The sequence below is a fragment of the Micromonospora sp. NPDC049044 genome (assembly GCF_040649215.1).
GTDB lineage: Bacteria > Actinomycetota > Actinomycetes > Mycobacteriales > Micromonosporaceae > Micromonospora.
The window spans coordinates 63,935-89,960 of sequence record NZ_JBEZFA010000027.1 but is presented as its reverse complement, the minus strand read 5'-3'; the positions used below and the strand labels follow the sequence as shown (position 1 = coordinate 89,960).

Below are 26,026 nucleotides of genomic sequence, written 5' to 3'. Positions count from 1 at the left end.
GTCACAGCCTAGAGGCCCGGCCGGCCGGCCGTGGGCCGGACCCGCCAGAGCCGGACTCAGGCCGCCGGCACCAGGTCGGGTCGGGGCGCCGGCGCCGGGTCGAACTCCGCCCAGACGCGCTGGCCCATGCCGTCCCGCTCGACACCCCAGCGGGTGGCCAGACCTGCCACGATGTGCAGCCCTCGCCCGTCCGCCGCGTCCGAGCTGGCCGTCCGGACCCGTGGCGTGGTGCTCGCGCCGCCGTCGGTGACGCCGAGTTGGATCTGTGGGCCCTGCGCCGAGGGCCGCAACCGCCAGGCCACCCGGACCACTCCGCCGGGCAGTGGCCTGGCATGCCGCACCGCGTTGCCCACCAGCTCCGCGAGCACCGCGATCAGATCCGCGAGGAGCGTCGGGGGTACGACGTCCGCCAGGTCACCGGCGAGCCGGCGCCGAGCCAGCCGTGCCCCGACCGGGTGGTGCGGAACCACCACGCACCACGCCTGATCCCTCGCTGCCACCGTCGCCTCCACGTCGCGTCACCTCGGTCAACCGCGCGGTAGCCGCACCTCTGCGACCGTACCGCCGCCGGTCCTTGGACGTAGGGATACCCATCCATTCTGTTGTTCAACGATCCGGCGGACGAGATAGAGGCCGAGCCCTGCCCCCGGGTAGCCGCGCCGGTCGCCGGACTCGCCCTGCCAGAACCTGTCGAACGCCCGCTCCACGTGCTCCGGTCGGATGCCGATGCCCCGGTCGCTGACCCGGAACGCGACAAGTTGACCGTCCACCGAGGCGGTGATCTCGATCGGCGACTCCGGTGGGGAGTATTTGCCGGCGTTCGTCGTCAGCTCGGTCACCACGGTGGCCAGGCTGGGCCGGTGGCCGAGCGCCTTGGGCAGGTCGACCGGGAGATGGAGCGCCAACCGGTGACGCAACTCGGTAGGCAGGTCCAGGACCGCGGCGCGCAGCGCTTCGCCGAGATCGAACGGGGTGGGCGGATCGTCACCCGGCCCGGCTTCGGCCGCCGAGCTGAGCAGCCGGTCGACCAACCGGGCCAGCTCGTTGGCGCGTTGCCCGATCACCCGGGCGGCCTGCCGTCGGTCGCCCTCGGTAAGCGAGTCCCAGTGGTCGGTGAGGGTGTCCGCGTACCCCTTGATCACGGTGACCGGGGTGCGGAGTTCGTGGCTGGTCACCGCGACGAACAGCTCCCGGTCGTGGTCGCGGCGCTGCTGGTCGGTGATGTCGCGGAAGGTGACCACCCGCAGCGTGCCGGGACCGGGCAACTCGCCGGAGGTGATCCGCAGCCACCGGCCGTCCGGCATCCGGTGGTCGCGGACCTGACCGGAGGGCGGCAGCGGAAACGGCAGTGGACGGCTCAGCGCCTGCTCGACAGGGCGGCCGGTGACCTGGGCGGCGGCCGGGTTCCAGAGTCGGACGTGCCCGTCCCGGTCGACGACGGCCAGCCCGTCGGCGAGGGCGGCCACCACCGGGCCGTCACCGTGCACCGGCAGGCCGGTCTGGTCGCCGTACATGTGCGCGACACAGGACGCGAGGTAGCCGACCACCCCCTGCCGTTCGGCGTCCGGCTCGTCGTCGCCGGGATAGAGCGCGTGCAGGCTGCCGACGGTGTGGCCGCCGATCTCGGCCCGGGAGACCACCATCCAGCGCAGGTCGCTGCCGGCCAGTTCGGCGGCCAGCTTGCCGTTCAGGCGGCCCACCAGCACGTTGCGCACCCGTGGCCCGTTGAGCAGGCAGACCGTGTCCGGGTCGTCGACCGCCAGTGGACGGCCGAGGGCCCAGACCGCCGCGCCGGTCGCGGCGATCACCCGCCCACCGGTCGGACCGAACTCGACGAACGCCATCCCGGTCGCGCCGAGGGCCGGCTGGGCCATCCGGAGCAGTTGGCTGAGGACCGGAAGGCCCGCCTCACCGGAATTGATCATTTCGATGATGATGGTGTGACCGGTGAGGAGAGCGGGGAAATCGATACGCTCCGGCATGTGCCGAGTCTGCACCGCCGACCCGAATTTGGCACCCCTGCCGGTCAGCGGTCCAGCCGGGCGAGGGCGTACCCCGGCCGGTCGGTGATGATTCCGTCCGCCCCGGCCGCCAGCACCAGCTCAAGGTCGGTGGGCTCGTTCACCGTCCAGACGTACACCTGGTTGCCAGCCGTGCGGAGTGCGGGCAGCAACTGCGGACGGGCCCGGACCAGGTCGATGCCCGGCCCGGCGATCCGGGTGCCGAACGGCAGCCGGCTCAGCCGCGGCCAGGGCGGCAACACATCGAGCAACAGCACAGTGGGTAGCGTCGGGGCGAGTTCGCGCACCCGGCGGACCGCCAGCGGGTGGAACGACATGGCGGTGACCTGCACAGGGTCGTCCGGTGCCGGGTCGGCCAGCCCGTACCGGCGCAGCAGGCTGACAAGTCGGCGTTCCACGTTCGCGCCGTAGCGGGACGGATGCTTCGTCTCCACGAGCAACCGGACCGGCCGCCCGGCGGCGAGCACCGCCTCCAGCAGCCGGGTCAGGGTCAGCAACCGGGTGTGCGAGTCGTCGGGGGGCAGGTCTCCGTTCGGCGCGCTGCCCGGATGCCACGAGCCGAAGTCAAGCGCCTCCAGTTCGGCGAGGGTACGCGCGCTGACCAGCCCGCGACCGTTGCTGGTGCGGTCGAGTCGCCGGTCGTGCACGCAGACCAGGTGCCCGTCCCTGGTCAGCCGGACGTCGCACTCCAGGCCGTCGGCGCCCTCGTCGAGCGCCCGCAGGTACGCGGCGAGGGTGTGCTCGGGAAGGTCGTACGAGGCGCCGCGGTGAGCGAAGACCAGTGGACCACCCATCCCGGCCGCCTCAGATGACCTGGCCGGGCTGCCCGTTCGCGTCGACCACCGGGCGGCCGACAGCAGCCCACTGGCGCATTCCGCCGTCGGCGTTACGCACCTGCTCCCAGCCGTTGTTCACCAGGTAGGCGACGACCTGGGCGGAACGCCCCCCGGAGCGGCAGACGACCGCCACCTCCCGGTCGGTGGGCACCTCCGCGAGCCGGGCCGGCAGCTCCATCATCGGCAGGTGGTGGGCCTGGGGCGCATGGCCGGCCGCCCATTCGTCGGCCTCCCGCACATCCAGCAGGTAGGTCTCGTCGGCGATCTCGGTCACGGGCACGGTGGGAACCTGGGGTCCGAACACAGGAAGCAACACTAGATCCTCGTCGGCCGGTTCGGCACCGACTCGGCCGTCAGTACTGTCACAACCGGGTCACCCAGCGCGGGTTGGCCTGGGCCCAGGACGGCATCTGACGGCCACGAACCGCCTCGAACAGCCCGTTGCCCCCGTTGTCGAGCACCACGTACGAGACCTCGTCGATGGTCTGTGGGGACGACGGCACCTGGACACCGCGCATCCCGTCGGGCGGCAGCGCGCGTAGCGCGAGGAGCAGGTCCTCCAGGGGTACGCCGTTGGTGTCGACTGTCAACGAGCCGCCCACCGCGCGGAGCACCTGATCCAACTTGACCGGGTTGCTCCGCAGATCGGCCCGGCCGGCGCTGTCCAGCATCGCCCGGAGCAGTTGCTGCTGGTGGTGCTGCCGGTCGTAGTCGCCTCCGGGCAGGTCGTAGCGCTGCCGGACGTAGTCCAGGGCCTGCGCTCCGTCCATCTGTTGGCAGCCGACTCCGAAGACCCGGTTGGTGTGGATGGAGCGGACCTCGGTGTCCACGCACATCTGGACCCCGCCGAGGAGGTCGATGACCTTCCGGAAGCCGGAGAAGTCGATGAGCGCGGCACCGTCGAACCGGATTCCGGTGAGCCGGTTGAGGGTGGCGGAGAGCAGTTGGGCCCCGGCTGGCCCGCCACCGCCGTGCTCGTACGCCGCATTGATCTTGTCTTGACCGCCGCCGAAGCCGTTTCCCGGCGGGATGGCGACCAGCAGGTCACGCGGGACGGAGATCAGGTATGCCTCGTGCTGGCCGGCCGGCACGTGCACGATGAGGATGGTGTCGGAGCGTTGGTCCGGGCCGCTGCCGCCGGGGCGGCGGTCGGAGCCGACCAGGAGGTAGTTGAGCGGCCCGTCCAGGTCGGTGCGGGCGGTGCGGGCGTCGGGGTCGAGCAACTGTTCCTTGGTCACCGTGCGGTCGTACCGGTTGGTGAGCGTCTTGAGCCCGACCATGGCGAGCCCGGCCAGCAGGACGAGGACCAGGCCGAGGCCGAGCATGATCCGTGACCCGAGGGCGTGGCGTGCCCGGGTGGGCGGGGCCGCCCCGGCCCGGCCCGCCGCGTTCCGTCCCCACCTGGACGTGACCGCCTCCCCGCAGCCGATACGTGAAACCTGCTCACGTCAGGCTACGGGGGGTGACGGGATGGTCGCCGGCTTTCCGGGACTCCCGCCACCGGCCTCACTTGCGGGTGGAGATCACCTCGGGGTGGTTGAAGACGAACTCGGCGAGCTTGTCCTGCTTGACCGCCCGGAACATTTCCTTCGTCTCGTCGTTCAGCGCCTCGGTGCCGTTGCTGGTGCCGTTGAAGGTGCCGTTGTTGGTCTTGAGCATGGTCAGCTCGTTCGCGGTCACCCCGCGCATGGTGAAGATGAAGTTCTCGATCGACGCGCCGCCGGTGTCCAGCACGAACGCCTTGCCGGCCGCCTTGATCAGCTGCTGGAGCTTGGCCGGGTTGGTGAGCATCCCGCCGTCGGTGGCCTTCTTGGCCATCGCCTTGATCAGCTGCTGCTGGTTCTGCTGCCTGTCGTAGTCGCCACTGGCCAGCCCGTAGCGCTGCCGGGAGTAGTCAAGTGCCGCCCAGCCCTCCATCTGCTGGCAGCCCTTCTTGTGCACCACCTGGGTCATCTTCTTGCCGGTCTTCTTGGCGTCGGCGTTCCACATCGGCTTGCCGTCGACGAACGACATGTGCTTCGACTTGACCTCTTGACTCACGCAGATCCGCACGGTGCCGAGGGTGTCGATGACGTTCTTGAAGCCGCCGAAGTTGATGATCGCCGCGCCGTCGAAGCTGACGCCGGTGAGCCCCTTGATCGTCTCGGCCATCAACTGGGCGCCGCCCTCCCAGCCGCCGCCGTTGCGGGCGCCCACCTCGAAGGCCGCATTGATCTTCGCGCTGCCACCGGACCAACCGTTCTTCGGGCGGGCCGGGATCTGCACCTCGGTGTCCCGGGGGATGGAGATCAGGTACGCCTGGTCGTGGGTGGCCGGGATGTGCAGGATGATGATGCTGTCCGAGCGGACGTTGTCGGCGGCCCAGCGTTCCCGGGCGTCCACCCCGAGCAGCAGCATGTCGATCGGGCCGTCCAGGCTGGCCCCGCCCTCGGCGTCGGACTTGCTCGCCTGACCGAGCAGGTTGCGTTGGGCGATGTCCCCGGTGGCCTGGCCGATCAGCACCTTGCCGCCGACGATGCCCACACCGCTGCTGAGCATCAGCACCGCCCCGAACACCACAGTCAGCCGGGCCCAGAGCGGGTCCTTGCGCTTGGTCCGCTTCTTCGCAGCCCCTGCGCCACCCACCCGGCCGCCGTCACCGCCGCCGGGCGGGCGGCCACCCGGCCCACCACGCGCGGGGTGTACCTGCGCCGGTATGGCCGCGGCGACGCGGCCGCTGGGGGCGGCGGACCCGGGGGAGGAGGGGCGGCGACTGGCCTGAACCGGCATGCGTGCTCCAGCTCGTGATCAGGAGGGGGCGGCACCACTGTACGTACATCAAATCGACTTGGCGAGTTCATCCCGGGTCAATCTCGACACGGACCTACCCGAATCGGATCGATCGTCGCACCTCGATGACCCGAACGGCGGGGTGAGCGTCCGCCCGGCGTACCACCCGACCGACCGGTGCGGTCAGCCGCCGTCCTTGCCCTTCGGCGGGTTGGCCTTGACCCAGTCCGCCATGGTGTCCGCAGTCATTGCCTGGTACATGGCGAGCGCCTTCTCCCGGTCGGAGACCACCACCGACTCGCCGTTGATCGTGTCGCTGCCCGAGTTCGGGCTGGTCACAAAGGTGAGGTTCTGGCCGCGCAGGTTGCGGAACTGCAACGCCATATCGGTAACGGAGAAATCCCTGTCGACGGTTACGGCCGCGGTCACCGATTTGAGGAAGTTGTTGAGCTTGCCCGGGTTCGCCAGCGTGCCGGAGCTCGCCGCCTTGTCCATCAGCGCCCGGAGGAACTCCTGCTGGTGCCGCATCCGGGCGAAGTCCCCGTCCGGGAACTGCTTGCGCTGACGGATCCAGTCAAGCGCCTCCGCGCCGTCCATGTGGTTGGTGCCCTTGGTGAACGTCCGGTACGGCTTGTGGATCGAGGTGATGGTCCGCTCCACCTTCAGGTCCACACCGCCGAGGGCGTCGGTGACCTCCTTGAAACCGCCGAAGTCGATAGCCATCACGTGGTCGATCCGGACGTCGGTGAAGCACTCCACTGTGCGAACCGCGAGCGGCAGGCCGCCGAACGCGAACGCAGCGTTGATCTTCGCGCGCTGTCCGGAACCGCAGTCCGCGCCGGCGCTCTCCGGGATCGGCACGTAGAGGTCGCGCGGGATGGAGACCAGGTACGCCTCCTGGTGGTCGGCCGGGATGTGCATCACGATGATCGTGTCGGCACGCCACTGGCTCTTGGCGTCGACAGGCGCGTCCGGGTCCCGCGAGTCGCTGCCGACCAGCAGGATGTTCAACGCACCATCCACCGTCTTGCCCGGCCGGCCACCGGTGATCTCCGCGAACGGGTCGGTGCGGGCCAGGTCGCCGTCGAGGTTGCGGGCGTACAGCCAGGCGCCGACGCCGCCGAGCAGCGCCAGCACCAGCACCGCGACCCCCGAGACGAGGGCGATCCGACCCCACCGGGGGCGCGGCCCACGACGCCCCGACCCACCGGGGCCACCCGGCCCGCCGGGTCCCCGTGGCCCCACCGGGCCGTCGGGCCTGGGCTGCTCCTCGTCGTACGGCGGGTAGAAGCGCGCCTCGGTCGGACGGGCACGCCCGGAGGCACCCCGGTCGGGGCCAGGGACCGACGCGCGTCCGGAGCTGCGGTGCAGGTACGGGACGCCGGCAGACGAGGTCGCAGACATGTCACTCAGGGTACGTAGCCGGAGCCACCGCCGCCTTCAGCCGACACTCAGAGACCGTGGGTGCCTATCCCAGCCGCGCCCGGAAGTACGCGATGGTGCGGCGCAGGCCATCTTCGGGCGCCACCGTCGGCTCGTAGCCGAGTAGTTCCCGGGCGAGCGTGAGATCGGGCCGGCGCATCTCCGGATCGTCCGAGCTGCGCGTGACGTAGGTCACCGACGAGGTGCTGTCGGAGAGTGACACGATCAACTCGGCGAGTTGCCGCATCGACATCTCATGCTCGGTGCCACAGTTGACCGGGCCGGTCTCGGTCGAGTCGAGCAGCAGCAGGATGCCCCGCACCAGGTCCTCGACGAAGCAGATCGACCGGGTCTGGTTGCCGGTGCCGTGCACGGTGATCGGCTCACCGCGCAGCGCCTGGGAGATGAAGGTGGGGATGGCGCGGCCGTCGTCCGGGCGCATCCGCGGGCCGTACGTGTTGAAGATCCGGACGATGGCCGCGTCGAGCCCGCGGTAGCGGTGGTACGCCATTGTCGCGGCCTCGGAGAAGCGCTTCGCCTCGTCGTAGACGCTGCGGACCCCGATCGGGTTGACGTTGCCCCAGTAGGTCTCGCGCTGCGGGTGCTCCTTCGGGTCCCCGTACGCCTCGGAGGTGGAGGCCATCAGGAACCGGGCGCCGTCGGCGACCGCGCGCTCAAGCAGGTGCAGGGTGCCCACCGAGCCGACCCGGAGGATCTCCACGGGCAGTTGGGCGAAGTCGGTGGGGCTGGCCGGCGAGGCCATGTGCAGGATCGCGTCGAACCGCTCGGCAAGCGCCGGGTCGTGGGTCGGCAGACCCTCGGAGATGTCCGCTTCGACCAGCGTGAAGGTGGGCCGGCCCAGCAGGTGGGCGACGTTCTCCTTGGAACCGGTGACGAAGTTGTCGAGCGCCACCACCGTGCAGCCACGGGCGATCAGGGCGTCGACAAGGTGCGATGGGACGAAACCAGCGCCGCCGGTGACGAGAACGCGATGACCGGGACCGAAGCGCTCAGCAACCTTCATACTGGTCAGCCTACCGAGCCCCGATTGCGGCAAGAGGCCCCCTGCCGACGCGTGGCGTCAACAGGGGGCCCGGTGCCTGGATCAGTGGGCGCCAGCCCCGGTGAGGGAGCGCACCTCCAGCTCCGCGTACTTGTCCTCGTCGTGCTCCTTGGAAATGATCGTGCCGATCCACCCGCAGAGGAAACCGAACGGGATGGAGAGGATGCCCGGGTTGGACAGCGGGAACCACTGCCAGTCGTGCTCCGGGAACATCGAGGTCGCCGCGCCGGAGACCACTGGTGAGAAGAACACCAGCAGGACTGCCGAGAGCAGACCGCCGTAGATCGCCCAGACCGCGCCGGAGGTGTTGAACCGCCGCCAGAACAGGCTGTAGAGGATCGCCGGCAGGTTGCCCGAGGCGGCGACCGCGAAGGCCAACGCCACCAGGAACGCCACGTTGAGGTTCTGCGCGAAGATCGACAGGAGGATGGAGATCGCGCCGATCACCAGGGCGGAGATCCGGGCGACCCGTACCTCCTGGCGCTCGGACGTCTCGCCCCTCTTCAGGACGTTCGCGTAGAAGTCGTGCGCCAGGCTGGACGAGGAGGCCAGGGTCAACCCGGCCACCACCGCCAGGATGGTGGCGAAGGCGACCGCCGCGATGATCGCCAGCAGAGCCGCCCCGCCCAGGTCGCCGCCGAAGAACTCCAGGCCGAGCGCCTCGGCGAGCTGCGGTGCGGCAGTGTTGCCTGCCTTGTCCTGCGCGGTGATTGCCTCACTGCCGACAAGCGCCGCCGCACCGAAGCCGAGGGCCAGGGTGAGCAGGTAGAACGTGCCGATGATGCCGATCGCCCAGAGCACGCTCTTGCGGGCGGCCTTCGCGGTCGGCACCGTGTAGAAGCGGATCAGGATGTGCGGCAGGCCGGCGGTGCCGAGCACCAGGGCGATGCCGAGCGAGAGCAGGTCCATCTTGTTGTAGAAGGTCTGCGTCGAGTTGCCGGCGACCTCGACGCCGTACCGCAGACCCGGTTCGAGGAGCTTGTCACCCTTGCCGGAGGCGGAGGCGGCAGCGCCGAGCAGTTCCGACAGGTTGAAGTGGAACTTGGCCAGCACCAGGATCGTCATCAGCAGCGCGCCGCTCATGAGCAGGAACGCCTTGACGATCTGCACGTACGTGGTGCCCTTCATGCCACCCACGGTCACGTAGATGATCATCAGAGCGCCGACCATGATGATGGTGGCGATCTTCGCGGTGGACGCGTCCATGCCCAGGAAGGTCGTGCCCGGCCGGATGCCGAGCAGCAGCGCGACGAGCGCGCCGGCACCCACCATCTGCGCGAGCAGATAGAAGATCGACACCGTGATGGTGGAGACCGCCGCCGCCGTCCGCACCGGGCGCTGGCGCATCCGGAACGCCAGCACGTCGGCCATCGTGTACCGGCCCGAGTTACGCAGCAGCTCCGCGACCAGCAGCAGGGCCACCAGCCAGGCGACCAGGAAGCCGATCGAGTAGAGGAAGCCGTCGTAACCGTAGAGCGCGATGATGCCGGCGATGCCGAGGAACGACGCGGCCGACATGTAGTCGCCGCCGATCGCCATGCCGTTCTGGAAACCGGAGAAGGAGCGGCCGCCCGCGTAGAAGTCGGTCGCCGTCTTCGTCTGTCGGCTGGCCCAGATGGTGATGCCCAGGGTCACCGCCACGAAGACCAGGAACAGCGTGATCGTCAGGTTGCGGGCCGTGTGGTTGCCCGCCTCGGCCGCGAGGAGCGGATTAGCCGCGAGGACCGTCTTCATGGGTCACCTCCCCGATCTCGGCGCGGATCCGGTCGGCGACGGGGTCGATCTTCCGGTCCGCGTACCGGGAGTAGAGCCAGGCGATCACGAACGTGGAGACGAACTGGAGCAGGCCGAAGACAAGTGCGACGTTGATGTTGCTGCCGAACAGCTTCGTGCCCATGAAGTCCCGGGCGTACGCGGAGAGAATGACGTAGAGCGCGTACCACAGGAAGAACGCGACGGTCATCGGGAAGACGAAGCCGCGCAGCGCACGCCGCAGCCCGGCGAACTCGTCCGACTGTTGTACGGCGAGGTACTTGTCCGACTGGGAAGCGGCCGGAGCGGGTGTGTCCGTGGACATTTGTGGATCACCACCTTCACAGGCGTCAGGGGAGTTTTGCGCACCGTAAAGAGCGCACTCCCCGGCAGGGAAGGCTGAGATCGACGGCGGTCGGCGAGTGCGCCGAGCGGTTGGTTGGCTGCGCCAAGTGACTCAGGTCACTGCGATGATCGGTCGCCCGGGCGAGGCCTCCGTTCAGGCCGGCAGCTCGTGATAGCGACCTCGGTAGTGCAGCAGCGGAGTGGCGTCCTCGACCAGGTCGACCGCCTCGATCGTGGCCTCGACCAGCAGGCCCCAGCCGTACTCCCGGGCGGTGTCCAGCCGGCACCCCGCCCACCCGCCGGCATCCGCCGGCACCGGCCCGTAGGGCGTCTCGATCCACCCACCGGTGGCGAAGAGCCCGCCCGGGGCGGGAAAGAGGCCGGCGAACCGGTCGGCGAGCTGCCGGTGCGGCGGACCGAGCGGCGTGACGGCGAAGCGCCCGGACTCCTCGACGGCCGCCCAGAGGTCGGACTCGGCGTCGACGAGCCCGAGCAGCCGGTCCGGCTCCCCCTCGGCCACCAGGGTGGACGACACCGTCAGCCCGGCCGGGCCCGGCGCCGTCCAGAGGGTCACCGGCGCGGCGAGGCGACCACGCAGCCGGCGTACCGGCGACCGCTGCCCGCTCGGCACCGCGAACGGGTCGGTGGAATGGATCTCGGCACCCGGCTCATGATTCACGTGAAACATTGTGCCGCCCCGGCCCCGCGCCCAACCCAGGAAGCGCTCGTGCAGGTCGGCGGGTCGCCCGGTGAGCCGCGTGAGCTGAGCGCCGGCCTCCGTCATCAGGGCACCCAGGTAGACCAGCAGCCCCACGCGGTCGTGCCGGTACTCGGCGAGCAGCGCCAGCCGCGCCGACTGGCACGGCCAGGGAGCCCCGCAGCCGCGACACCGCCAGAGCGGCCGCATCGGTAGGTGCGGTCGGCTCACCAGCGACCGCCGTTCGCGCGCCAGGTCTGCGCCGGGGTCAGCCAGCCGGCCCGGCCCGGTCGCGGCACGGCTACCGTCGGCCCGTCCGCCCACGCGGGCCGCCGCGTGGGCTCCGTCCTCGGCGCACTCTCCGCGCTCACCACCGGCTTGTTTCTCCGGTACGACCACCGCGCCCCGTGCCTGCCCCTGACGAATCGGAACATGGCTCATCTCCTCCCGGTCGACGAGGGCCGCCCCGGCCGGGGGATGACCGGGGCGGCCCGAACGCAGGACCCAGTCGCCGGGACGTCGCCTCCACCGGCCGGGCCGCGTGCCCTCCACCCTGGACGGGAAGGCGCGGAAAGGGGAGGATGCCAGGGCTTACTACGCAGCGCAGTCACGTACTTACCGGAGAGGTAAGGATGAACGTCGAGATGTGGGTACGGGCGTTGAAGGCCGCCCGCGCCGGTGCCGAGGTGTCCCAGGAGACGTTGGCGACACTCACCAAGTGGAGTCCATCCACCGTCGCAGCCATCGAAACCGGCCGACGCAGGCCGACAATGGAATTCGCGGTCGCCGCCGACGAGGCCCTCGCCACCGGCGGCCTCCTCGCCGAACTGTTGCGGGCTGCCGATCGGCAGCGGCTGCCGACGTGGTTCGTTCCATGGCGCAACCATGAGGAGCAGGCGATCAGGCTCTGCGAGTTCGAGCCGTGCCTGATTCCGGGACTCCTGCAAACCGAGGACTATGCCCGCGCGGTCATTTCCGCTGGTGGCCTCAATCCCACCAAGGTCGTGGACGAGCTGGTCACGGTCCGGATGGAACGACAGCAGTTGTGGCAGCGTGCAGAGTCGCCGCAATGCGTCTTCGTCCTGGACGAGACGGCTCTACGCCGCCCGGTCGGCGGGCCGGCGGTACTGGACGCTCAGCTCGGTCGGCTGATGGAAATCGCCGTCATACCCAGCGTCAGTCTGCACGTCGTGCCGCTCGACGCCGGCGCTCACGTCGGACTGACCGGCGGCTTCTTGCTCGCTGAACTGCCCGACGGGGAACGGGTCACCTATGTCGAGGATGTTGCTCGTGGACACGTCATCGACGACCCGGACGTGGTCCGTCTGATTGGTCGTAAATGGGATAGCCTGCTCGGCGAAGCACTCTCCACAAGCGCCTCGCTGGATCTGGTCCGGAAGCTGAAGGTGACGCCATGACCGTTGCTCAACCCCGCTGGAGGACGTCGACCAGGTCCGGTGACACGGGCGGTGCCTGCGTCGAGGTGGCGGACAACGTGCCCGGTGTCGTCCTGGTCCGGGACAGCAAGGACCGCTCCGGCCCGGTCCTCACCTTCGCTCCGGCCGTCTGGCGCGACTTCATCGCCAACGCTGCCCAGGTCCCGGCCACCGCGCCGGTTAACGGCGCGGCGTAACCGTGGCCAGGAGTTCCGGCTGACGTCGGTCCAGCACGTCGCCGGCCAGGTACGCCCCCAGCAACGCCGTGCCCAGCCCGTACGCCACACCGAGCGGCAGAGCCAGCCAGAGCCACACGTCACCGAGGAGCGCGGCGGCCACCACCATCGGCACCGCGGCGACCGCCGAGGCGACCATGCTCAGCATGACCAGGAGCCCCTTCGTCAGGCCCGCGCCGCTGGTCATCGCGAACGGGTTGCTCGTCTCCGGCAGCGAGTAGGCCCCGAGCACGGAGACCAGGCTGTTCACCGCCAGCCCGGCACCGTAGGTGGCGACCAGGCTGCCGAAGGTGAGCCCAAGCCAACCCGGTCGACTGAGCAGCACCGCGAGCACCACCGACACGAGCGCCAACATCGGCAGCACGTACAGCGAGAAGGCCGTCATCCGCGCCCGCAGCTCCACCCGACCGGGCACCCCGGCCACCACGTTCGCGGCGTACGCGCTGCCGTCGAAGCCGAACTGGTTGGCCAGGGTGGCCGCGGCGAGCACACCCACGAGAACCATGGAGATGGTGACCACGACCGGTGAGCTGTCGCTCGCCGCAGCCGTCAACCCACCGCTCTCCATGGCCGCGAAGTCCCCGCCAGTGACGTTTATGAACACGGGTACGAAGATGCCGACCACCGCGATCGTGATCAGGTTGGCCCGGCGGCGAGCGTCCCGCCACCAGTAACGGGCCTCCCGGGCGACCAGGGCGCCGAACCGGTCGCGACGGACCCAGCCGGCCACGCGGGGAAACAGTTGAGCGACCGCACCGCCGCTCACGCCTCGCCGAACCGGGGCCTTACCGGCGCTCGCCGCACCCACCATCGCCGACTCCAGCGACCGGGACCACCAGGCCAGCAGGGCGCCGAGCGCCACCACCGTGATCAGCAACTTGACCGGTGCCGCCCACACCCGGCCCTGGGCCACGTCGATGCCGGCGGTCCACGGGGCACCGAACGGCGTCCAACCGATCACGGTCGCCGCGCTGGACAGCCGGGACCAGTCCGCCTCCCGCAGCGCGGCGAGACCGAAGACCTGCAACGGGCCGATCAGCGCGGCGGTCACCGCCAGCAGCACGGCCGCCAGGTCGCGGACCCGGCGTGAGCGCAGCATGGTGGCGAAGGCGCTTGTCACGGCCCGGCTCGCGGCCACACAGAGCAGCAGCCCGGCGAGCACACCCACGACCGCGACCAGTCCGGCCGACCAGCCACCCAACGACCAGGAGGTCAGCACCAGCCCGAACGTCGCGATGAGCACCGCGAGCACCGGCACGCTGATCAGGGCCGCCGCGAACAGGCCGGTCACCAACGTGCGGCGGGACAGCGGCAGCAGCGCGAACCGGGCCGGGTCCAGGGTTTCGTCCACGCCGAAGAAGACGAGGGGCAGCAGCAGCCAACCGAGCACCAGCAGCCCGCCGCCCGCCGCCGCGATCAGCACCGCGTACTGGCCGTCGTCGGCCAGGCCGGGCGCGGCGAAGAGGAAGAAGCCGCTGGCGGCGAACCAGAGCCCGACCAGCGCGCCACCGATGAACAGGGCGATCCGCCAGCCCTGGCCCCGGAAGTTGTTGCCCATCACCCGCAGCTTGAGCCGCATGAAGTGGCGAGCGGAGACCGCGCGTACGGGCGCGGCGGAGGTGGCGTCCACGCTCACTGGGACAGCCACGACAGCTCCTCACCGGTCGCGGTGCGCCCGCCGACCACCTCGACGAAGATCTGTTCCAACGAGCGGCCGTCGCGGACCTCGTCGATCGTCCCGACCCGTTTGATGACGCCCTGGGCGAGGATCGCCACGTGCGAACAGAGCCGCTCGACGACCTCCATCACGTGACTGGAGAAGACGACAGTGCCGCCGCCCGCCGCGTACCGGGTGAGGATGTCCCGGATCAGCGCCGCGGAGACCGGATCGACAGCCTCGAACGGCTCGTCCAACACCAGCACCCGAGGGCCGTGCAGCAGCGCGCAGGCCAGGCCGATCTTCTTCTTCATGCCCGCCGAGTAGTCCACCACGAGCGTGCGACCAGCGTCACCGAGCGCCAGCACGTCAAGCAGCTCGGCGGCCCGCTGGTCGACCACCGCCGGGTCCATCCCCCGCAGCAACCCGTTGTACGCGAGCAACTCCGCCCCGGTCAGCCGGTCGAACAGCCGGACCCCGTCGGGCATCACGCCGAGTAGCCGCTTGGCGGTCACCGGGTCCTGCCAGACGTCGTGCCCCTGCACCCACGCCGATCCCGCGTCCGGCCGCAGCAGCCCGACCGCCATCGACAGGGTGGTGGTCTTGCCAGCGCCGTTCGGGCCGAGCAGGCCGTAGAAGGATCCGGCCGGGACGTCCAGGTCCACGCCGGCCACCGCCACCGTGCCGTCGAATCGCTTCGCCAGGCCCCGCAGCGCGAGCGCGGGATGCTCACCAGTCATGGACCGACGTTATCCGCCGACCACCAGTTCCGCCGTCCGGCGACCGACGGACCCGCGATCATCCTGGAGGCGTAGAGTCACCTGCTCCTCCGACTTTGTCGCCCACTGCGGAGGCCGCTGCCGTCGGTAACACCGCTGCCCTGTCGCAGCTGCTCGTCGTGTCGCGACGTACCACGAGATCCATTCATAACCTGATCCGCACCGGATCCCGTCCGCACGTGTTGACCCTGTCGATCAGGGACTTGTGGTGGGTGACAAAGCGCCCGTGAAAGAGCAATCCAGGCACCAGAACTCCATGATCGGCGGGGCGGGGTGGGGTGGGTCCGCGAAGGGCACCCGCAGTCACTGCATGCGCAGGGCTTCCGGGGTGTGCAGGCGGAGCATGGTGGCTGCGACGTCGGCCGGCGCCCGGCGGCGGGTCGCCATCGACACCACGACCATCACGGTGAAGGCAAGCGGCACCGTCCAGGCGGCCGGCTGGGTGGTGAGCGTGGCCGGCCAGCCGGACAGCGGCGGGCCGAGCACGGTGACCAACACCGCCCCGATGGCCGCGCCGCCGCCCACCACGACACCGGCGGCGGCACCCACGTCGGTCAGCCCCCGCCACCAGATGCCGAGCACCAGCAGCGGGCAGAAACTCGACGCGGCGACGGCGAAGGCCAGCCCGACGACCTGCGACACGTCCAGTCCGGAGACGTGCAGCGCCAGCAGCGTCGGCACCGCTCCGGCGATCACCGTCGCCAGCCGGAAACCGCGCACCGAGCCCCGGCCGAGCACATCCGTCGAGATCACCCCGGCGACGCTTGTCAGTAGCCCGGACGAGGTGGAGAGGAAGGCCGCGAACGCGCCCGCCGAAACCAGTGCGGCGAGCAGTCGACCGGCTGCCCCGTCGCCGAGGGCCGCACCCGGCAGCAACACCACCACCGCGTCGGTCTGTCCGCTGACGAGCAGTTGCGGCGTGTAGATCCGGCCGAGCACCCCGTACAGGGTGGGCAGCAGGTAGAAGAGGCCGACCAGGGCCAGCACGACAAGGGTGGTCCGGCGGGCCGCCGCGCCGTCCGGGTTGGTGTAGAAGCGGACCAGCACGTGCGGCAGGCCCATGGTGCCCAGGAACGTGGCCAGGATCAGCGAGTACGTGGCGAACAGCCCCCGGTCGTCGTTACCGGCGGCGCTGGGCAGCAGCCAGTCGCTGGCGGCGGTGGCCACCCCGGACACGTCCGGCACCGGATCGCCGGCCGCGAAGGTCAGCTCGTCGCCGGGGCGTACCTCGCGGATGTCGCCGTCGGGCAGGGTGAGGGTCGCGCGGTGCTCGACCACGACGGTGGTCGCGACCCGGAACGTCGGCCCGTCGGGTGGCGTCACCGCCGGGCGACCGTCGGCCTGCCACTGCAAGGCCAGGAAGATCACCGGTACGGCGAGCGCGGTCAGCTTGAGCCAGTACTGGAACGCCTGCACGAAGGTGATGGCCCGCATCCCACCCAGCGCCACGTTCGCGGTGACCACCGTGGCCACCAGCAGGGCACCGACCGGGTACGGGGAACCGGCCACCGTCGCCAGGGTCAGCCCGGCGCCCTGGAGTTGCGGCACCAGGTACAACCACCCGATGAAGATCACGAACGCGGTGGCCAGGATGCGCAGCCGGCGCGACCCCAGCCGCAGTTCACAGAAGTCGGGCAGGGTGAACGCGCCGGAGCGGCGCAGCGGCGCGGCCACGAAGAGCAGCAGAGCCAGGTAACCGGCGGCGAAACCGACCGGGTACCAGAGCACGTCCACGCCGTACTTGAGGACCAGGCCGGCGACGCCGAGGAAGCTCGCCGCCGACAGGTACTCACCCCCGATGGCGGCGGCGTTCCACGTCGGACTGATCGCCCGGGACGCCACCAGGAAGTCCGACGTGGTCCGGGCCAACCGCAGCCCGTAGAAGCCGATGCCGACGGTGACCAGGGTAACCGCGACGATTGCCGGGACCACGAAGTCGTTGCCCACTCAGCGCTCCGGCCGCTGCACCAGGTCGGTGAAGTCCTGCTCGTTGCGCTCGGCCAACCGCACGTACGCCCAGCCCACCCCGATCAGGAACGGGAACGAGGCCAGCCCGAGCAGCAACCACGGCAGGTTGACGCCGGCGACCGTGGTCCGGCCGAGCGACGGGGCGATGGCGAACAGCAGAGGCAGCCCACCCAACCCGATGACCACCACCAGGGACAGCCGCAACGCAAGCGCGAGTTGGGCCCGGACCAGGCCGCGGACCAGCGCCTCGCCGACCTGGGTCTGCTGGGCCAGCTCGGCGCGGGTCCGCTCGGCGCGGGTGTCCTGCCGGCTGATCTCGGCCAGCACGACCCGGGTCCGCCGGGGCGGCGGTACCGCACCGCCCGACCCCACGTCAGGGAGTTGCTTGGCCACCCCGGCAGTCTTGCCCGCCGCGCGCGATTGTCAAGCGTTCACGCTCACCAGCCCCGCACAGCGGTGCAGTCCATCAGCGCAGCGGCCCCCTGGACCTCCTCGAGATCTCCCCGCGCCCGCTCCCGGCCGAGGTTCGTCCCCCAGAGCCCGTCGCGGGGCATCTCGGCGGCGAGCTGCCTCAGGGCGCAGCCACGCATCGGCTCGGGCAGCCGGTTCAGCGCCGGTACCGCGTCCGCCGACAATCCGGACAGGTAACCGACGTCCAAGCGGCCGGTCTGCTGGTACCTGTCGACGTTCCGGTCGGCGATCATCCGGTCCGGGTTGACCACTGCCAACCCGAGCAGCGCGAGCACCGCCGTGCCGACCACCAGTTGGGGCAACCAGGCGGCCCGCAGCCGCACCACCGCCACCCCGACCAGGACGAAGAGCAGCCCGAGCCAGAGTTCGACTGTCGTCACGAAGAGCCGGAGGCGGGTGGCACCGTACGCGTCGGCGTAGACCTGCATCCGGTAGAGCGCGGAGGCGACGACCACCAGGCTGAGCGCGGCGAGGGTGCCGAGTAGCGCTCGAACCAGCAGCCGGTCCGTTCGGGTGGCCTTCGGTGCCCGGCGGGCGGCGAAAGCGATCACCAGCAGGGTGAGTGCGGTGACGGCGAGCAGCTGCCAGAAGCCGCCACGGGCGTACTGGGCGTAGGTGAGCCCGGCCGTCCGCAGCACATGCCCCGCGCCACCGAAGAACACGGTGAGCTGGACCAGTACGAACGCGGCGAACAGGGTGTCGAGCAACACCAGCGGCATGGTCCACTCCAGCCGGTGGGCCGGTCGGGCCGGCCCCGGCCGCAGGCCCTCCAGGTCGGGTGGGCGACTGACCAGGTACGCGGCACCGAGCAGCGCGCCGCCGATCAGCCCCAGACGCACCAGCCAGCCGACGACACCGTCCAGCGAGATGTCGGGCAGCAGACCCGTGAGCAGGTCGGCGAAGACCGCGTCGGCGGAGGAGAAGAGCAGGCCGAAGAGCATCAACAGACCGGCGGAGATCGTCAAACTCTTCAGGATGCGGCCCACCCCGATCCCCGTGCCGGCCGGGCGGGTGTCGCCCAGCCCGCGTGCCGCCCAGGGGAGCGCCCGTACTGTCGCGGCCGGCGGCAGCATCGCGGCGACAAGCATCCCGAGTGGGCTTCGACCGCCGGTTACCGCGAGGGTCCCGGTCACCGCCGCCGCGAGCACGCAGAGCGCGAAGAGCCAGCCGGCGGCGCGGACCGTGCCGACCGCGACCAGTGCGATTGTCAAGACGGCCCAGGCGACCTGTGCCGTCCGCCCCGGTGCCCCCGTGGCACCGGAACGGGCGGGCGTCCCCGCGGATGGGGGTGCTGGCGCGGTGACGGTCGCCGACCCACCCGAGGGTGCCGGGGCGGCGGCGGTCGGCGTCGGAGTGTCGGGCTGCGCGGTTGGTGGTGCTGGCGCGGCGGGCTGCGCGGTCGGTGATGCTGGCGCGGTGGTGGTGGGTGGCGGCGTGCTGGCGGTAGTCGGTGCGGCGGCGGCCGGCGTCACCGGTGCGCCGGGTGCGCTGACCGGCGCGGTGACGCCAGCCGGCGACGGCGATGTCCTGGACCGGGCCACGCCGGCGGTGACCAGGGCGGCGGTGCCGACCAGCGTGGCCACCAGCCAGCCGAGGCCGGGACGAACCGTGGTGAGCGTGGTCGCGCCGACGACCGCCGCCGCCGCCAACGCCGCCAGCACCAGCGGCCGGGCCGGGCCGGACGGTCCCGGCCAGCGCCGCGCGATAGCCGACGGTGGCCGTGGTACGGCAGGTGCGCTCGGCCACGGTTGGGGCTGATGAGCGGCGGCCGGTGCGACTGTCGGACCCGGTCTGACGGTCGGGAGGACCTGCGATCCGGTCGGTCCGGTCGGTCCGGTGGCCGGCGGCGGAGTGGTGCCAGGGCTGGTCATGCGACCTCTTTCCGGTGTGGCCCGTCGGTCGGGATGGTGACCTGGATGCGGCAGCCGGGCCGATCAACCCGGTGCGGTTTGACGGGGTCGAGGACCGCGATCCGACCACCGTGCAGTTCGACGACCCAGCGGGCGATGGCCAGCCCGAGCCCGGTCCCGCCACCGGCGGATCGGTCGCCGCGGGTGAACCGTTCGAAGACCCGGGACCGCTCACCCGGTGAGATGCCCTGGCCTTCGTCGCTGACCTCGAAGCGGAGCTGGCCGGCGTGCTCCTCGGCGCTCAGCCGCACGGTGCCACCGGGCGGGCTGTGCCGGGCGGCGTTGTCGAGCAGGTTCGCGAAGACCTGGTGCAGCCGCCACGGGTCCGCGTGGACGGTGAGCGGCGCCGGCAGCTCGCGGAGCTGGAAGCGCACATCAAGCCCGGCTCCGGACGCGCTGGCGGTGGCGTGTTCCACCGCCTCGTCGAGGAAGTCGTCAACGTCGATGCGTACCCGGCGCAGTGGCACCACCCCGGCGTCGAGGCGGGACAGGTCGAGCAGGTCGGCGACGAGGTGCCCGAGCCGCTCGGTCTGGGCCAGCGCCGAGCGCAGCGCCGCCGGCTCGGGGTCGGCCACCCCGTCCACCATGTTCTCCAGCACGCCCTGCAACGCGGTGATCGGGGTCCGCAGCTCGTGCGAGACGTTCGCGATCAACTCACGTCGGCGCTGATCCGCGGCGTGCAGATCCTCGGCCATCTTGTTGAACGCCTGCGCCAGCTCACCGACCTCGTCCCGGGAGGTGGCGCGGACCCGTCGGGTGTAGTCGCCGCGGGCCATCGCCCCGGCGGCCGCAGTCATCTCGCGCAGCGGCGAGGTCATCCCGTGGGCGAGCACCTGCGAGGTGACCAGCCCGATGAGGATGCTGGTGGCCGCCGTGCCGGGCGGGAGCCAACCGATGCCGTACCAGAAGTAGCCGATGGCCACCGCCCACGAGGCGACGAGCAGCACACCGAGCTTCATCTTGATCGAGCGGACCGGATCCAGCGGACGCGGTAACACCAGTTCCAGCCAGTCCAACAGCCGACCGGTCACGCGGGCACCTCCAGGGCGTACCCGACGCCGTGCACGGTCCGGATCAGGTCGGCACCGAGCTTGCGGCGCAGCGCCTTGATGTGGCTGTCCACAGTGCGGGTGCCACTACCGTCGACCCATCCCCACACGTCGGCGAGCAGTCGTTCCCGGGGGAGCACGGTGCGGGGCCGCCGGGCGAGGTGGACGAGCAGGTCGAACTCCGTCGGCGTGAGGTGCACGTCGGCGCCGGCCCGGCGGACCCGCCGCTCGGACTCGTTGATCTCGATGTCGCCGAGGCGGATCGCGGGCGGCGTCGGAGTGGCGGCCCGCTCCACCCGGCGCAGCAGAACGTGCACCCGGGCGGCCAGCTCCCGCATCGAGAAGGGCTTGGTGAGGTAGTCGTCGGCACCGACCGCGAGCCCGACCAGCAGGTCGGTCTCGTCGTCCCGGGCGGTGAGCATCAGCACCGGCACCGGCCGCTCGGCCTGGATCCGGCGGCACACCTCCAGGCCGTCGAAGCCCGGCAACATCACGTCGAGTACGACGAGATCCGGCTGGCCGGTGCGGAACTGCGTGACAGCGCTGGGCCCGTCCGCCGCGACCTGCACCGTGAAACCCTCGGCCCGCAGACGGGCGGCGATGGAATCGGCGATGGTCCGTTCGTCCTCGACGACCAGTATCCGGCGTTCCCTCATGGGTCACGACTGTAGGGAGCCGCCGTGGAGATCAGTGGGTTGCGTTGTGAACAACCTGTGGAGAACGGCTCACGCCTGTGGATAACTCCGGTCGCCGGCTGGCGCATGGGACTCCCGCCCTGCTGGCCGTCACCACCTTCTGATCGTCGCCCGGAACCTTTCCCTCCGCCCAGGAGTGGGACAGGTGAAGAAGGGTGGTGAGGGTGTCCGACGGTGATCTGATTGGCGAGCTGTACGCAGGCTGTTTCCGACGCCTGGTGGTCCAGCTCTACGCGGTGACCGGCGATCTGTGCGAGGCGCAGGAGGCGGTCCAGGAGGCGTTCACCCGGGCGCTGACCGCACCCGGGCGGCTGACCCGCCTCGACAACCCGGAGGCGTGGCTGCGCCGGGTCGCGGTGAACGTCGCCCGTAGCCGCCACCGGCGGCGGCGGGTGCTGGACGGGCTGCTGCGTCGGATCGGGCCGCCCCCGACGGTTGCCGACCGCTCGCCCGAGCACCTTGCACTGCTCGCCGCGTTGCGCGAACTGCCCCTGGGGCAGCGGCACGCGCTGGCTTTGCACTACCTGGTCGACCTGCCGATCGACGAGGTGGCGGCGACACTCGGCGTTTCGCCGGGCACTGTGAAGTCCCGGTTGTCCCGGGGCCGGCAGGCCCTGGCGGCGCTGCTCACCGATTCAGAGATCAGCGAGAGCATGACCATCGGGAGGATCGATGTCCGGTCGTGAGTTCAGTGGCTTCGACGTCGACACCGTCGCCGACGCGATTCGCCAGCCACCCTTGGACGACCTGTGGACGGCAGCGCACGCCCGCCGTCGGCGGCGTACCAGCGGGGTGGCGCTTGTCCTGGTTGTCGCCGTGGCGAGCATCGCGCTGCTGCCGCTGTTCGGCAACACCGGCCGGGATGGATGGACTGGTCCTGACCAGCCGCCGGTCAAGCCGGACCGCGGCGGCGAGCTCTTCCTGACCGGGCCGGAATCGGCAGTCGTCGCGGGGGTGTGGGACGCCGACGAGGGTTGCTTCACTGTGCGGTTCCGGCACACCGACGACGGCGGGCGGAGCTGGACCGATGACGAGACGACCCGTTACCGCACCACCAGCCAATGCGGACAGGACGAACAGGGAAATCCGCTGAGCAACCCGGAGTTCTCGGTGCTGGGCCAGCGCTCCTACCTGGTCCGGGACGGCGCCCAGCTCCGGCTCTCCACCGACTACGGTCGCACCTGGCAGGACGCCGAGCAGGCCATGGTGACGGTGCCGTCCTTTCCGGCTACGGCGCAGCCGGTCTTCTGTCAGTGGGGCCGGGGCTGCGGGGCGCTGCGTGAACCGGTGGCGGTCTCGCCGACGGGGACGGTGTACCGGCTCGGAAGCAAGCCGCCGTCGCCCTATCCGCCCGCGAGCATCTATCCGAGTGCGGACGGAACGATCTGGGTGACCTACTGGCCCGGTGACGTCGGCGCCATGGTGGTGGCGCGGAGCGTGGACCGGGGAGCCACCTGGACCACCTGGCGGCCAGCCGACGGGGCGAACGTGATCGCGATAGCGGGGGTCAGCGCCCAGGAGGCGTACCTGTTGATCGCGCCGCCACCACCGGCCGGTGCCCAGCCGATGGAGGTCGAGGGCACGTCGCAGCTGCTGCGTACCACGGACGGAGGGCGGACCTGGGCGGACATGGGCACCACCCTGCCCAACTCGGTGGAGACCCGGTTCCTCGTTGTCGGCTCGGGCGGCTCCCTGCTGCTCGTCGAGGCGGGTAACACAGAGCCCTCCCGCAACACGTCCAGGGCCATGATCGGCCTGGATGCCGGGCGACAGTTCAAGACGGTCCGCGAGTACGACAGCGACGGAGGCGTCGGTGCCGCGCCCGGATACGCCTGGCTCTACGGCCGGGACGACATGACGGTGAGCGGAGCCGACCATGTCCTGCTCACCAGCGACGGCACCACCTGGACGCGCCTGGCGCTCCCGGACTGAGCGCACACGTTCCTTCGGGTAGGCGGCGGGGCCGGTGGCGTGGTGCCACCGGCCCCGCCGTGTCGAATCGTCAGCTGGTCGGAACGACCAGATCCACTGACATGCTGCCGCTCGTCGGCACTGTGAACCGTGCCAGCTTGCGGGTGCCGTCCGGCTGGGTCACCAGGTAGCGACCGTCGAACTGCTTGTCACCGAGCGAGACGTCGTAGGTGAAGAAGATCTTCTGCGGACCCTTGAGGCGGAAGCTGAACTGCCCGTTCTCCATCCTGCTGTTGCCCGCGATGTCGCCGGTGTCGACGCTGCGGGCAATGACGAAGCCATCGGTGAAGGGGGTGCCGTCCGGCGTCCGGAAGGTGCCGGTCAACTGGACGCCCTGGTCGAGCTGGACGTTGTAGGTGGCTGCCGCCCCGGCGGTGACCGTCACCGGGGTGGCGGTGAACCGGCTCGGCTTGTCGCCGGACCATTCGCTGACGTACGAGTAGCCGCTGACCACCACCGGCCACGCGTACGGGCCGAGCCGGTTGAGGGTGTAGACGCCGTGTTCGTCGGTGGTGGCGTCCTCTGCCCCGACCCCGGGGTGGGCGGTCAGCACCGACACTGCGGCCTCCGGCGCCGGCTTGCCCGTCGGGTCGGTGACCGTGCCGGTGACCGACCCGGCCCGGTCCAGCTTGATCTGCGGCCCGGTGACGACCTGACCGACGGTCGCGGTGACGACGGCTGCCTCCCGCTCGTCGCCGGTGCCGCCATTGACGCCGACCCACTGGCGGCCGTAGGTGTCGCCGCGCGGCACTGCGAAGAGCTTGTAGCTGCCGGCCGCGAGCGGGCCGGTCTTGATTTTGCCGGTGCGGTCGCTGCAGTTGCCGTAGCCGGCCCCCAGCTTCGCCTGCTTCGGTAGGAACGTGTCAAGGCAGACGTTCGGTACGGGAAGGCCGCTCTGTCGGTCCACGATCGTGGTGCTGATAACCGCTGCGGGCCGGAGCTTCACTGTCAGCTTCTTGTCGCGGCCGGCCCGCACGTCGACCCCGGTCACCTCGCGGGAGAAGTGCAGCCCGTCCGCTACGTTCACGTCCAGGGTGTAGCTGCCCTGCGGCAGGTCGGTGACGGTCGCCGTGCCGCTGCCGTTGCTGCAGACCGACCGGACGCAGAAGTTGGCGATGGACGCTCCGGTGACCGAATCGACAGCCTGCACGGTGACCGAACCGGTGCCGAGCAGGCTGTCCGTGATCGTCGTCTGCTCCCCGCCGCGCACCTCGACCCGGTCGGCGTCCTCAGAGTTCAACTTGCCGCGGTAGTACTGCTGCCGGTCACCGGCGTACAGGCCCACGAGGTAGGAGGCCGGAAGGAGTTGCGCGGTGAACTCACCGTTGGCGTCGGTCTCCGTGTACGCCCCGCTGCCACCACCGGCGGTGTTGATGCTGACCTGGGCGTTGGCGAGCGGGGCACCGGCGGCGTTGGTGAACCGGCCGCTGAGGGTGCCCGCCGACAGCGCGGTCTCGTTGACCACGATCGTCTCGTCCGCCTTCACCTCGAAGACACCGGCGCTGTCCTGATCGATCTTTCCGGGCACGTACTGCTTCTGGTAGGAGCCCGGGATCGGCTCGAAGCTCAGTGTGTAACGGCCCGGCTGGGTGGTGAAGCTGAACCGGCCCTGGTCGTCGGTGAGGCCTCCGGTCGCGGCGCCCGTCTCGACCTCGCGGGCGTTGACGGCCAGGTTCGGCACCGGCTCACCGGCGGCGTTGACGATCTGGCCGGTGATGGTGCCGACGGCGAAGAGTTGATCGTCGGCCCTGGCGGTGCCACCAGCGGTGACGTCCACCGGGGTGGCGCTGAAGATGGTCGGCTGCTGGTGGTAGTACTGCCCGGGCTGCTCAAGCGGGAAGAAGCCCACCAGGTACGAGCCCGCGGGCAGCCCGGCGACTGTGTAGCTGCCGTCGGCGTCGGTGTAGGTGTCGTGGACGTACGAGTAGCTGTCGGCGTCGTAGACCAGCACCTGGACCTCGGCGGCAGCCGTGCCGGTGCTGGTGGTCAGGTGTCCGCTGACCGCACCTGTGGCCGCGGCCTGCGCCGGAGTGGCGCCGGGCAGCACGAGTGCCGCCACGACGGCACCGGCCAGCAGGGCTCGGCGGGCTGTGGATAGCTGCATGGATGTCCCTTTGTGAGGGTGGTGGGGCGACTTGAGCAGGCTTCGCCCACACCGCCCCTGCGCCCCGTACGGGAATCGGCTCCCGGAGAATAGGCCACCGGCGATATCCGTCGGCAGGGCCGGTCGGGCGGACCTGAACGACCGGTCATCCCTCCTCAGCGGACTGTCACTCCACGCCGACGCGCTCAGGGCGGGCCGAGGCCGAGCCGAGCCAGGTGTGCGGGTTGCCGTGCCAGCACCACCCCAGCTTCGGTGCGCCCTGACTGATCCAGAGGGCCGGCACCCGCCGGTCGCCGCAGCGGGAACCGACGAGCGAGAAGCACCTGTTGCTCGCCAGCGCGGCCGGGTAGAGGGTGATGAAGGCGAGACCCTCGTCGATGGAGAGCGGCAGCCGGCCCTGGGCGGTGATCCCCTCCATGGCGGTGGCCGGGGCCAGATTGCGGAACTCCTCGCCCCGGTCGACGTCGAAGAGCAGGTACGCGGGGCCGGCCGGCACCTCCAGCTCCTTGATCGGGTCGAAGCGGGGCAGGTCGTCGTCGGCGTAGTTGCGGTCGAGGACGCCGGGCTTGCGCTTGCCGGCCAGGGTGGTGCGCCCGAGCCGCTCCACCACCCCGATCAACTCCCGGGTGATGACAAGCAGGAACGGCACCCGGGCGTCGGTGGGGGCGGGCAGGCCCGCGGTGCCCTCGATCGCCTTGGCCCGCAGCGGTGCGACCAGGTCGCGGAAGGCGGGCTCGGTCAGCCCGGCCAGCGCGGGGTAGTCGAGTCGCACCAGGTGGTCGAGTTGACTGTCGAACTCGGTGGCGGCGTCGAACACGGCGGCTCCAATCGTCGTCCGGATAACG

25 protein-coding genes are annotated in these 26,026 nt (G+C 70.7%); 5 read left to right on the top strand and 20 right to left on the bottom strand.

Annotation, left to right across the window (positions count from 1 at the left end; genetic code table 11):
• Window positions 1–56 precede the first annotated feature (56 nt).
• The 11 genes from AB0B85_RS22140 to AB0B85_RS22090 all read right to left on the bottom strand — a co-directional run bounded on the left by AB0B85_RS22140 (window position 57) and on the right by AB0B85_RS22090 (window position 11,115).
• Window positions 57–473 carry an ATP-binding protein gene (locus AB0B85_RS22140; RefSeq protein WP_357410195.1) on the bottom strand — a complete coding sequence of 139 codons (417 nt, stop codon included), beginning with the start codon at window positions 471–473 and terminating at the stop codon, window positions 57–59.
• Window positions 474–527: 54 nt separating this feature from the next.
• Window positions 528–1,982: a PAS domain-containing sensor histidine kinase gene (locus tag AB0B85_RS22135; protein ID WP_357410148.1), complete on the bottom strand. Its 1,455-nt coding sequence runs from the start codon at window positions 1,980–1,982 to the stop codon at window positions 528–530.
• 44 nt (window positions 1,983–2,026) lie between these two features.
• Complete coding sequence (locus tag AB0B85_RS22130; protein ID WP_357410146.1) at window positions 2,027–2,815, bottom strand: glycerophosphodiester phosphodiesterase family protein; 789 nt, start codon at window positions 2,813–2,815, stop codon at window positions 2,027–2,029.
• A 10-nt stretch (window positions 2,816–2,825) separates the two neighbouring features.
• Complete coding sequence (locus AB0B85_RS22125; protein WP_357410144.1) at window positions 2,826–3,161, bottom strand: rhodanese-like domain-containing protein; 336 nt, start codon at window positions 3,159–3,161, stop codon at window positions 2,826–2,828.
• Between the two features lie 58 nt (window positions 3,162–3,219).
• Window positions 3,220–4,182, bottom strand: coding sequence for an LCP family protein (locus tag AB0B85_RS22120; RefSeq protein WP_357410142.1), 963 nt, complete (start codon window positions 4,180–4,182; stop codon window positions 3,220–3,222).
• Between the two features lie 181 nt (window positions 4,183–4,363).
• Window positions 4,364–5,626 (bottom strand): LCP family protein, encoded by a 1,263-nt coding sequence (locus tag AB0B85_RS22115; protein ID WP_357410140.1) that lies wholly within the window; start codon window positions 5,624–5,626, stop codon window positions 4,364–4,366.
• Window positions 5,627–5,809: 183 nt separating this feature from the next.
• Window positions 5,810–7,030 (bottom strand): LCP family protein, encoded by a 1,221-nt coding sequence (locus AB0B85_RS22110; protein ID WP_357410138.1) that lies wholly within the window; start codon window positions 7,028–7,030, stop codon window positions 5,810–5,812.
• Window positions 7,031–7,094: 64 nt separating this feature from the next.
• A complete protein-coding gene (locus tag AB0B85_RS22105; RefSeq protein ID WP_357410136.1) occupies window positions 7,095–8,072 on the bottom strand; it encodes an NAD-dependent epimerase/dehydratase family protein in 978 nt (325 codons plus the stop codon).
• Between the two features lie 81 nt (window positions 8,073–8,153).
• Window positions 8,154–9,845 (bottom strand): cation acetate symporter, encoded by a 1,692-nt coding sequence (locus tag AB0B85_RS22100; RefSeq protein WP_357410134.1) that lies wholly within the window; start codon window positions 9,843–9,845, stop codon window positions 8,154–8,156.
• A complete protein-coding gene (locus AB0B85_RS22095; protein WP_357410132.1) occupies window positions 9,823–10,188 on the bottom strand; it encodes a DUF485 domain-containing protein in 366 nt (121 codons plus the stop codon). The genes AB0B85_RS22100 and AB0B85_RS22095 overlap by 23 nt, the downstream gene beginning before the upstream one ends.
• Window positions 10,189–10,362: 174 nt before the next feature.
• Complete coding sequence (locus AB0B85_RS22090; RefSeq protein WP_357410193.1) at window positions 10,363–11,115, bottom strand: flavin reductase family protein; 753 nt, start codon at window positions 11,113–11,115, stop codon at window positions 10,363–10,365.
• 422 nt (window positions 11,116–11,537) lie between these two features.
• Between AB0B85_RS22090 and AB0B85_RS22085 the strand changes: the two genes are divergently transcribed.
• Window positions 11,538–12,323: a helix-turn-helix transcriptional regulator gene (locus AB0B85_RS22085; RefSeq protein ID WP_357410130.1), complete on the top strand. Its 786-nt coding sequence runs from the start codon at window positions 11,538–11,540 to the stop codon at window positions 12,321–12,323.
• Window positions 12,320–12,538: a DUF397 domain-containing protein gene (locus AB0B85_RS22080; protein ID WP_357410128.1), complete on the top strand. Its 219-nt coding sequence runs from the start codon at window positions 12,320–12,322 to the stop codon at window positions 12,536–12,538. Before AB0B85_RS22085 ends, AB0B85_RS22080 begins: the two co-directional genes overlap by 4 nt.
• Here the strand turns inward: AB0B85_RS22080 and AB0B85_RS22075 are convergent.
• The 5 genes from AB0B85_RS22075 to AB0B85_RS22055 all read right to left on the bottom strand — a co-directional run bounded on the left by AB0B85_RS22075 (window position 12,522) and on the right by AB0B85_RS22055 (window position 18,663).
• Window positions 12,522–14,213, bottom strand: a complete 1,692-nt coding sequence (locus AB0B85_RS22075) for an ABC transporter permease (RefSeq protein WP_357410191.1) — start codon at window positions 14,211–14,213, stop codon at window positions 12,522–12,524. The two genes, AB0B85_RS22080 and AB0B85_RS22075, sit on opposite strands and share 17 nt — an antisense overlap.
• Window positions 14,210–14,974, bottom strand: a complete 765-nt coding sequence (locus tag AB0B85_RS22070) for an ABC transporter ATP-binding protein (RefSeq protein WP_357410126.1) — start codon at window positions 14,972–14,974, stop codon at window positions 14,210–14,212. The genes AB0B85_RS22075 and AB0B85_RS22070 overlap by 4 nt, the downstream gene beginning before the upstream one ends.
• A gap of 342 nt (window positions 14,975–15,316) precedes the next feature.
• Entirely contained in the window at window positions 15,317–16,960 is a 1,644-nt protein-coding gene (locus AB0B85_RS22065; RefSeq protein ID WP_357410124.1) for a cation acetate symporter, read from the bottom strand.
• Window positions 16,961–17,374, bottom strand: coding sequence for a hypothetical protein (locus AB0B85_RS22060; protein WP_357410122.1), 414 nt, complete (start codon window positions 17,372–17,374; stop codon window positions 16,961–16,963).
• Window positions 17,375–17,418: 44 nt separating this feature from the next.
• Window positions 17,419–18,663: a DUF4173 domain-containing protein gene (locus tag AB0B85_RS22055; RefSeq protein WP_357410120.1), complete on the bottom strand. Its 1,245-nt coding sequence runs from the start codon at window positions 18,661–18,663 to the stop codon at window positions 17,419–17,421.
• 88 nt (window positions 18,664–18,751) lie between these two features.
• On the opposite strand from AB0B85_RS22055, the gene AB0B85_RS22050 reads away from it, so the two are divergent.
• Window positions 18,752–19,210 (top strand): hypothetical protein, encoded by a 459-nt coding sequence (locus tag AB0B85_RS22050; protein WP_357410118.1) that lies wholly within the window; start codon window positions 18,752–18,754, stop codon window positions 19,208–19,210.
• A gap of 109 nt (window positions 19,211–19,319) precedes the next feature.
• Here the strand turns inward: AB0B85_RS22050 and AB0B85_RS22045 are convergent, their stop codons facing one another.
• Together AB0B85_RS22045 and AB0B85_RS22040 are read right to left on the bottom strand one after the other, a co-directional pair.
• Complete coding sequence (locus tag AB0B85_RS22045; RefSeq protein WP_357410189.1) at window positions 19,320–20,321, bottom strand: HAMP domain-containing sensor histidine kinase; 1,002 nt, start codon at window positions 20,319–20,321, stop codon at window positions 19,320–19,322.
• Window positions 20,322–20,389: 68 nt separating this feature from the next.
• Entirely contained in the window at window positions 20,390–21,067 is a 678-nt protein-coding gene (locus tag AB0B85_RS22040; RefSeq protein WP_357410116.1) for a response regulator transcription factor, read from the bottom strand.
• Between the two features lie 203 nt (window positions 21,068–21,270).
• Here AB0B85_RS22040 and AB0B85_RS22035 point away from each other — a divergent pair, with 203 nt between their 5' ends.
• Both AB0B85_RS22035 and AB0B85_RS22030 read left to right on the top strand, forming a co-directional pair.
• Window positions 21,271–21,792 carry a sigma-70 family RNA polymerase sigma factor gene (locus AB0B85_RS22035; protein WP_357410114.1) on the top strand — a complete coding sequence of 174 codons (522 nt, stop codon included), beginning with the start codon at window positions 21,271–21,273 and terminating at the stop codon, window positions 21,790–21,792.
• Window positions 21,779–23,038, top strand: a complete 1,260-nt coding sequence (locus tag AB0B85_RS22030; protein WP_357410112.1) for a hypothetical protein — start codon at window positions 21,779–21,781, stop codon at window positions 23,036–23,038. The genes AB0B85_RS22035 and AB0B85_RS22030 overlap by 14 nt, the downstream gene beginning before the upstream one ends.
• Window positions 23,039–23,108: 70 nt before the next feature.
• On the opposite strand, the gene AB0B85_RS22025 is transcribed toward AB0B85_RS22030, so the two are convergent.
• Both AB0B85_RS22025 and AB0B85_RS22020 read right to left on the bottom strand, forming a co-directional pair.
• Window positions 23,109–25,181, bottom strand: coding sequence for a carboxypeptidase-like regulatory domain-containing protein (locus AB0B85_RS22025; protein ID WP_357410110.1), 2,073 nt, complete (start codon window positions 25,179–25,181; stop codon window positions 23,109–23,111).
• A 166-nt stretch (window positions 25,182–25,347) separates the two neighbouring features.
• A complete protein-coding gene (locus tag AB0B85_RS22020; protein WP_357410108.1) occupies window positions 25,348–25,998 on the bottom strand; it encodes a DUF5701 family protein in 651 nt (216 codons plus the stop codon).
• Window positions 25,999–26,026: the final 28 nt, after the last annotated feature.